Source organism: Pseudomonas gingeri (genome assembly GCF_013386165.1).
In the GTDB taxonomy this organism is placed as follows: Bacteria; Pseudomonadota; Gammaproteobacteria; order Pseudomonadales; family Pseudomonadaceae; genus Aquipseudomonas; species Aquipseudomonas gingeri_C.
Window position 1 is genome coordinate 1 of the sequence record NZ_JACAOS010000027.1, and the last position, 9,864, is coordinate 9,864.

A 9,864-nucleotide genomic window follows, 5' to 3' on the forward strand; every position below is an offset into this window, starting at 1 on the left:
CGCCCGGGATGTCTTCGCGAGCGGTGACCACCGCTTCGTGGACGGCCGGGTGTTTGGCCAGACGGGCATCGATTTCGCCCAGTTCGATACGGAAACCTCGGATCTTCACCTGATCGTCGTTACGGCCCAGGTATTCGATATTGCCGTCTGGCAGGTAGCGACCCAGGTCGCCGGTGCGGTACATGCGCGCCGAAGCATCCTGGCTGAACGGGTCGTTGAGGAAACGTTCGGCGGTCAGGTCATCGCGGTTCAGGTAGCCTCGAGCCACGCCAGCGCCGCCGATGTAGATTTCACCCGGAACGCCCAGTGGGACCGGTTGTTGCTGTTCGTCCAGCAGGTAGAACTGGGTGTTGCCGACGGGTTTACCGATATGCGGCGCAAAACCGTCTTCACGGTCCATCGCCACCCAGCTTGAGTAGGTGGTGGTTTCCGACGGGCCGTAGAGGTTGCACAGGCGTTGGACGCCGGTTTTCTCGAACAGGTTTTCCACCAGGCTACGCTTGAGGGCTTCGCCCGCCACGTTGACCGTGTGCACCGATTTCGGCAGACCGTCGACTTCCAGCAAGGCTTTCAACGCTGAAGGCACGGTGTTGATCAGGCCGATATCGTGTTCGCCGTGTTGCAACTCCAGAACGTTTTTCACCACCTCGATGCTGCCGCCCGAGGTCAGAGGTGCAAAACACTCATACACTGCCAAGTCAAAGTTCAGCGAAGTCGAGAACAACGTCTGACTCAAGGCCGAACCCGATCCCTGTAGGAGCAAGCTTGCTCGCGATGGGGCCCGTGAGTCCTGCACCGCCTGACCGGACGCCATCGCTGGCAAGCCAGCGCCTACAGGGTTTGTGTGAGTCTGCAAGGCCGCGTGATCAAAGGCGGCGTGGGCCCAGGTGAGGAAGTTCACGGTGTTACGGTGTTCGATCATCACGCCCTTCGGCAGACCGGTCGAACCCGAGGTGTAGATCAGGTACGCCAGATGCGCCGAAGTCAGCCCAGGAACCTGCGGATTCTGGACGGATTCGTCCTGCCAGGTGCCCTGGTCGAGATTGATCACGGGCACCGAAATACCCGCCAACAGATCCTGGGTCGCCGTTTGCGCAAGCACAGCTGCCGGAGCGCTGTCCTGCAACATATAGGCAATTCGTTCTACCGGATAAGCTGGATCAAGCGGCACATAACCACCCCCAGCCTTGAGGATCGCCAACAAGCCAACAACCATCTCGGCGCCACGTTCAACACAGATCCCCACCCGCGAATCCGGCTGTACACCCTGCTTGCGCAACGCATGGGCCAAACGGTTGGCCTGCTCGTTGAGCTCGCGATAGCTCAGACGCTGTTCACCATGAACCACCGCCAAAGCCTCCGGCGTACGCTCAACCTGCGCCTCAAACAGACCATGCACGGTCTGCGCCTGCGGATACTCCAGCGCCGTGTCATTAAAGCCCACCAGCAACTGCTCGCGCTCGTCGGCGGGCATGATCGACAGGCTGTTCAACGCCGCCTGCGGCCTGTGCTCCAGTGCCTCCACCAGGCTTTCCAGCGCGGCCTGCATATAACTGCCGACCCGCGGGGCACTGATCTGCTCGACGGCCTGGGTCGTCAACATGAAATCATCGCCCAGGTCATCGACGTTCAAGCACAACGGATAGTTGGTCCGTTCTTCCATGCTCAGGGTCTGAATCCCCTGCCAAGCCGACAGAGCCTCCGAGGAAGCCACACCGCCGGTACTGTGACGGTAGTTGAACAGGGTGCCGAACAGCGGCAGCGAACTCGGCACACCGCTGCAACGCTGGGCCAGGGACAACGAGGCATGCTCGTGCCCCAACAGGGTCGAAAGTCGCTTGTGAGTGGCCTTGACCCCGGCCAGCACACCCTGGCTGCCAACGCTGAGACGCAGTGGCAAGGTGTTGATAAACATGCCCAGCGCCCGATCGGTGCCCTCGCCCCCTTGCATCCGGCCCATCAATACGGTGCCGAAGACCACTTCTTCACGGCCCGAGACCCGACCCACCACCTGGGCCCAGGCCAGGTGCATCAGGCTCGCGGCACTCACCCCCAATTGCCGTGCGTGGCCACGCAGACGTCGGCTCAAACCACGGTCCAGCACCTGCTGTACTTCGTCGACACCGCTACCGTCACCGTGCACATCTTGTATGCCATAAGGCAGTGTCGGTTCATTGATATCGCCGAGCATCTCGCGGAAGAACGCCTCATGCTCCTCCTGGCTGACACCCAGGCGTGCCTGGGCCACATGGTTGCGATAAGGCACCGGGACCGGTAATTGTCCGCCTAGGCCTTGCAGGCTGGCCTGCATTTCCTGCACCACCACTTCCAGGGCCGTGTGATCCAGCGCCATGTGATGGAACAACAGCATACCGACCAGGCGCTGGTTGGCACTGTCCTCGGCATAGGCGATGCGCATCAGCGGCGCCTGGCCGATGTCCAGACGATAGTGGCGCGGGTCGAAGCGGTCGTGCAGCTGTGCCAGCACATCACCCGCGACAGGATCGACGGCCAGTTCTTCCAGGCTCAGTTGCGCAGTGCGCCAGACCACTTGCGTCGGCTGGTCGAGCCCCTCCCAGACCACACTGGTGCGCAGGATGTCATGGCGATCGACCACGCTCTGCAGGGCCCCGGCGAATCGGGTCAAGCGCTCGCGGTCGTCAAAGGCGAACAGCATCTGCAAGACATAGGGGTCACCCTCATGGGCCGCCAGGTGGTGATAAAGGATCCCCTCCTGCAACGGCGCCAGGGCATAGATGTCCTGCACGTTGGCCAAGCCGCCCGGTACGCTCGCCACAATACGATCGATAGCCGCCTGGTCCAGATCGGCCAAGGGCAGCATGTCCGGGGTGATACGCTCGCAGCCCGGGACGATCAGGTTGTCCGGCACCCGCACTTCGTCATGTCCGCCTACTGCGCCAGCCAACGCCGCCAGCGTCGGCTGGCTGAACAGCACCCGCACATCGGCGGCCAGGCCGACCTGGCGCATGCGCTCAATCAGCTTGACCGCCAGCAACGAATGCCCGCCCAGTTCAAAGAAGTGGTCATGGCGACCGACCTGTGGCAGTTGCAGCAAGGATTGCCAGATCTGCGCAATGGCGATTTCCACCGCGCCCTCGGGCGCCGCGTAGTCACGTCGTACCAGGGCTTGCGCATCCGGTGCCGGCAGGGCCTTGCGGTTCAGCTTGCCGTTGGTGGTCAGCGGGAAAGCTTCCAGGGCCACGAAGGCGCTCGGCACCATGTAGTCAGCCAGGGACAGCAGCAGTTGCGCCCGCAATTCGGCGGCCAGCACTTCCTGGCCCGGCTCGGCGATCACATAAGCCACCAGGCGTTTGTCCCCCGGCTCGTCTTCGCGGGCCAGCACCACCGCCTCGCGGACGCCTTCGCAAGCCGCCAGCGCCGCTTCGATTTCGCCCAGCTCGATACGGAAACCACGGATTTTCACCTGGTCGTCGTTACGACCCAGGTAATCGAGACTGCCATCGGCCATCCAGCGACCCAGGTCGCCGGTCTTGTACAGGCGCGCCAGGGGATCCTTGCTGAACGGGTTCGGCAGGAAACGCTCGGTGGTCAGTTCCTCACGGTTCAGATAACCCCGTGCAACCCCAGCACCACCGACATACAACTCGCCGACCACGCCCACTGGCACCGGCTCGCGGCGGCTGTCGAGCACATACAACTGCAAATCGGGAATGCGCACACCGATAGGGCTGACGCCCGCCCGCTGCGCATCTGCCGCGACCAATGGGCAATAGGTCACATGCACCGTGGTTTCGGTAATACCGTACATGTTCACCAGTTGGGTGCCGGCGTTGGCCACCCGGGCGTACCAGGGTTTGAGCATCCCGGTTTCCAGGGCTTCGCCACCGAAAATCACCTGGCGCAGGGAATGCCGCAGATCGCTCTCGCCCTGGGCATTGAGCAACTGGCGGAAGGCGCTCGGCGTCTGGTTGAGTACCGTCACCCCGGCGTTGCACAGCAATGCGTAGCAGTCTTGCGGCGAGCGGCTGACCAACTGCGGCACCACCAGCAAACGCCCGCCATGCAGCAGCGCACCCCAGATTTCCCAGACCGAGAAGTCGAAGGCGAATGAGTGGAACAAGGCCCAGACATCCTGCTCGTTGAATTCAAACCAGCTCTGGGTTGCCGAGAACAACCGCGCAACGTTGCGGTGCTCGACCATCACGCCCTTGGGCAGGCCAGTGGAGCCGGAGGTGTAGATCACATAGGCCAGGTGATGCGGACTGATCCCGATCACTCGCGGATTGCTGCTTGGCTGGACCTGCAGCGCCGGGCTGCGCAGATCGATCCGTGGACCGTCGAAGCGGCCCAACAGGGCCAGGCCGGCGGCATCGGCCAGCACCGCCACCGGCGCGCTGTCCTGCAACTGGTAGGCGATACGCTCGGCGGGATAGGCCGGGTCGATCGGTACATAACCGGCGCCGGCCTTGAGGATACCCAGCAGACCGACAATCATCTCCAGGCCACGCTCGACGCAGATCGCCACGCGGTCGTCCGGACGCACGCCCAGTCCCAACAAGTGGTGGGCCACCTGGTTGGCACGGGTATTCAGCTCACCGTAGGTCAGCGTGTGCGCCTCATATTGCAGGGCCACGGCCTCGGGTTGTGCCACCACCCAGGCTTCGAAGGTGCGGTGGATCAAGGCATCGTCGGCGTACACCGCATGGGGGGTGTTCCAACTTTCGAGCAATTGCTGGCGCTCGCCCGGCGGCAGGATATTGATCGCACCCAGCGCCGTTTCCGGTGCCTGCTCCAGGGCCTGTACCAGGTTTTCCAGGGCGCAGTGCATATAACCGCAGACCCGCTCGGCACCGATCTGCCCTTCGGCCATGACGGTCAGGTTGAAACCTTCGCCGAGATCGTCCACCGACAGGGTCAGCGGGTAGTTGGTGCGTTCTTCGCCGTCCAGCGCCTGGATGCCTTCCCAGGCGGCCAGCCTCTGCTCGGTCACCTCATTACCACCGAGCTGTCGGTAGTTGAGCAAGGAGCTGAACAGCGGCGTCGAAGCAGCCACGCCGCTGCAACGCTGTGCCAGTACCAGCGAGGCGTGCTCATGGGCAAGTAGCCCGCTGAGTCGGGCATGGGTGGCCTTCAGCGCACCGCGCACGCCCTGTTCTCCCAGCACCACCCTCAGCGGCAAAGTGTTGATGAACATGCCCAGGGCCCGATCAGCCCCGGCACCGCCCTGCAGACGACCGAGCAACACGGTACCGAAGACCACATCGTCCTTGCCCGACACTGCCCCCAGCACACGGGCCCAGGTCAGGTGATAGAGACTTGCGGCACTCACCCCGAGCTGACGGGCCTGCAAGCGCAGGCGCCGGCTCAGGTCAGCGTCCACCACTTGGCGCACTTCCTCGATATCGTGTCCGTCGCCCTGCACGTCCCGCAGGCCAAAGGGCAGCGTCGGCTCCTCGACATCGCCAAGCATCTCGCGGAAGAACGCTTCGTGCTCTTCACGGCTGACGCCCAACCTGGCCTGAGCCACGTAGTTGCGATAAGGGATCGACGGCGGCAGCGACACCTGCTGGCCGAGCATATGGGCCTCGATTTCGCCGCAGAGGATACGCAGCGAAGTGGCATCGTCCACCAGGTGATGGAACAGCAGCATGCCGACCCAGCGGTTATTCGCCGGATCATGCGCATAACCGATACGCAACATGGGTGCCTGGCGAATATCCAGGCGGGTATGGCGTGGATCCAGGCGTTCGCGCAGTTGTTCGGCGATATCGCCGTCCGCCGACGCCAGTTCAAACGCGTCAAGACCCAGGGGCGCCTCGCGCCAGACCACTTGCACCGGGGCATCCAGGCTTTCCCAGAGCACTGCGGTGCGCAGGATATCGTGCCGCGCCACAACCCCTTGCAGGGCCTGGGCGAAGCTGTGCAGACGCTCAATACTGTCAAAGGCGAACATGACGTATTGCAGATACGGGTCACCTTGGACCGCCGCCAGGTGGTGATACAAAATACCCTCCTGCAGTGGCGCCAGGGCGTAGATATCCTGCACGTTGGCGAGACCGCCAGGGACGCTGGCCACCACGCGGTCGATATCGTCCTGGCTCAGGGACACCAACGGCAGCATATCCGGGGTAATGCGTTCGCATCCCTCTGGGATGATGTTCGTCGGCACCTCGACCTCGCGCTTGCCGCCCACCGCGGCCGCCAGGGCAGACAGGGTCGGCTGGCCGAACAGCACACGGACATCGGCACTGAGGTCGATCTGGCGCATGCGCTCGATCAGTTTCACCGCCAGCAGCGAGTGACCGCCCAGTTCGAAGAAGTGGTCATGGCGACCGACCTGCTCCAGTTGCAACAGGTCCTGCCAGATAACCGCGATGGCGATTTCGATGTCACCCTCGGGTGCCTCGTAGCCACGGCTGACCACCGCCGAACGATCAGGAGCCGGCAGTGCCTTGCGGTCCAGTTTGCCATTGGTGGTCAGCGGGAAGGCTTCCAGGCTGACAAAGGCGCTCGGCAGCATGTACTCGGCCAGGGACAGGCGCAGCTGGTCACGCAATTGCGCGGCATCCAGTTCGACGCCAACGCTGGCGATGAAATAAGCCACCAGGCGCTTGTCGCCCGGTTCATCCTCGCGCACCAGCACCACCGCATCACGCACGCCGTCGCAGGCGGCCAATTGCGCTTCGATCTCGCCCAGCTCGATACGGAAACCGCGAATTTTTACTTGTTCGTCGTTGCGACCCAGATATTCCAGGCTGCCATCGGCCAACCAGCGGCCCAGGTCGCCGGTGCGGTACATCCGCGCGTCCGGCTCGGCACTGAACGGATTGTCGAGGAAACGCTCGGCACTCAACTCGGCACGGTTCAAATAGCCCCGGGCAACCCCGGCGCCTCCCACATACAGCTCGCCGATCACGCCCACCGGCACCGGTTCGCGACGGACGTCGAGGACATAGAGTTGCAGGTCGGGAATGCGCTTGCCAATCGGGCTGGCACCCACACGCTGGGCGTCTTCGGCCTGCAACGGGTAATAGGTCACGTGCACCGTGGTTTCGGTGATGCCGTACATATTCACCAGTTGCGTGGCGCTGTTCAGTTCCCGGGCGTACCAGGGCTTGAGCAGCGCCGTGTCCAGCGCTTCACCGCCAAAGATCACCTGGCGCAACGAATGTGTCTGGCCGTTTTCGCCCTGGGCCGCGATCAATTGACGGAACGCGCTCGGAGTCTGGTTGAGCACCGTCACCCCGGCACTGCACAGCAGTGCATAGCAGTCTTCCGGCGAGCGGCTGACCAGTTGCGGCACGATCAGCAAACGACCGCCATGCAGCAACGCACCCCAGATTTCCCAGACCGAGAAGTCGAAGGCGAACGAGTGGAACAGCGCCCAGACATCCTGCTCGCCAAAGCCGAACCACTCCTCGGTAGCCGAGAACAGCCGCGCCACGTTGCGGTGCTCGACCATCACGCCCTTGGGCAGGCCGGTGGAACCGGAGGTGTAGATGACATAAGCCAGATGCGCGGCCGTCAGCCCCGCCACCTGCGGATTTCGGACGGATTCGTCCTGCAGATCCGCATCATCAAGATTGATGACGGGCACCTGCACCGCTGGCAAGGCTTCCTGCACCCCGTGCTGGCTGAGCAAGGCCACCGGTTCACTGTCGCCGAGGGTGTAGGCCAGGCGCTCGCGAGGGTAAGCCGGATCCAGCGGCACATAACCGGCACCGGACTTGAGGATCCCGAGCAAGCCGATAATCATCGCCGGGCCGCGTTCGACACAGATCGCCACCCGATCATCCGGACGTACGCCGAGGGCCAACAGACGATGGGCAACCTGGTTGGCGCGGGCATTGAGTTCGCCGTAGCTCAGGCTTTCACCTTGATACATCAGCGCCACGGCCTCCGGCCGCTCGGCGGCGCGGGCTTCGAATTGCTGATGGATCAGCGCATCGGCGGCATAGGCCTTGCCAGGCTGGTTCCAGTGCTCGAGCAACTGCTCGCGCTCGCTGCTCGGCAATATCGAAATGGCATGCAACGGCGTCCGCGGCGCCTGCTCCAGGGCCTCGACCAAGCCGTCCAAAGCCGTCTGCAAATAGCCGCAGAGACGTTGTGCTCCAATGGCCGCAGCCACCAGCGCGGTGAAGTGGAAGCCGTCGCCCAGATCGTCGACGTTGACGGTCAACGGATAGTTGGTCCGCTCCTCACCGCCCAGAGCCAGGGCCTGCATGCCGTGCCAGGCCGTCAGTGTCTCGTCGGTCACGGCAATACTGCTGTGGCGATAGTTGAGCAACGCGCTGAACAACGGCAACGGCGCACTCACGCCGCTGCAGCGCTGGGCCAGGGCCAGCGGTGCATGCTCATGTCCGAGCAAGGCGGTCAACCGGGCATGCGTGGCCTTGACGCCGTCACGAACGCCTCGCTCGTCCAGGTCTACCCGTAGCGGCAAGGTGTTGATGAACATGCCCAGAGCCCGTTCGGCGCCCTCGCCGGCCTTCATCCGGCCGAGCAGCACCGTGCCGAATACCACTTTTTCACGTCCGCTGAGCCGTCCCAGCACCTGCGCAAAGGCCAGGTGCACCAGACTCGCCGCGCTGACCCCGAGCTGACGGGCTTGAGCCCGCAAGCGCTGACTCAAATCGCTACCCAGCGCCAGATGGGCCTGCTCGATAGCGCTGCCGTCACCTTGCACATCCTCCAGTCCGAACGGCAGGGTCGGCTCGTCGATATCACCGAGCATGTCCTTGAAGAAGGCCTCGTGGACCTGCTCGCTCACCCCCAGACGGGCCTGGGCGACATAGTTGCGATACGGCACCGAAGCACCCAGTTGATCGGTCTGACCAAGCAACCAAGCCTGCATTTCTCGCTTCACCTGATCCAGCGCGGTGTGGTCGAGAACCATATGGTGGAACAGCAGGGTCGCCAGCCAGCGCTGGTTCGCGGTGTCCAGGGTGAAGACCAGGCGCAGCATCGGTGCCTGGCGGACATCCAGGCGTACCTGGCGCGGGTCGAAGCGCTCCTGCAACTGCTGGACGATAGCGCCGACACGAGGATCCAGATGAACTTCCTCGATACTCAACTCGGCGTGGCGCCAGACCACCTGTAGCGGCTCATCGAGTCGCTCCCAGTGCATCGAGGTGCGCAGGATGTCATGCCGGTCGATAACCACCTGCAGTGCCTGGGCAAAATCGTCCAGGCGGGCACGGCTGTCAAAGGCAAAATGCGCTTGCAGCACATAGGGATCGCCCTGCTTGGCGCTCAGGTGGTGGTAGAGAATCCCTTCCTGCAACGGCGCCAGCGGGTAGATGTCCTGTACATTGGCCGCACCGCCGGGCACCGTGGCCACGACGCGGTCAATGGCCTCCTGGTCCAGGCTGATCAGCGGCAGCATGTCCGGGGTAATCCGCTGGCAGTCCGGGGCAATGCCATTGGCCGGGACCACCAGGTCGCTGACCGTGCCCGTCGCTGCGGCCAGCGCGGCCAGGGTCGGCTGGCTGAACAACACGCGCACATCGGTACTCAGACCGACCTGGCGCATGCGCTCGATCAGCGTCACCGCCAGCAGCGAATGGCCACCCAGCTCGAAGAAATGATCGTGACGACCGACCTGCTCAACCTTGAGCACGTCCGACCAGATCGACGCCAGCAGGCTTTCCACTTCGCCTTGCGGCGCTTCGTAGCCACGGCTGATCAGCGCCTGCGCATCCGGCGCCGGCAGGGCCTTGCGGTCCAGTTTGCCGTTCAGCGTCAGCGGCAGGTTTTCCAGGTGCACATAGGCCGTGGGCACCATGTACTCCGGTAACAGGCCTTGCAGGTGGCTGTGCAGCGCCTCCACCGGCGTCAGCTCTCCTCTTCCGGTGACATAAGCCACCAGGCGTTTGTCGCCGG

1 protein-coding gene is annotated in these 9,864 nt (G+C 63.5%); it reads right to left on the reverse strand.

All coding sequences use genetic code 11. The annotated features are described in order from the left end of the window. The coding region (locus tag HX866_RS30565) for a non-ribosomal peptide synthetase (protein ID WP_177141038.1) at positions 1–9,864 on the reverse strand (9,864 nt) is incomplete at both ends.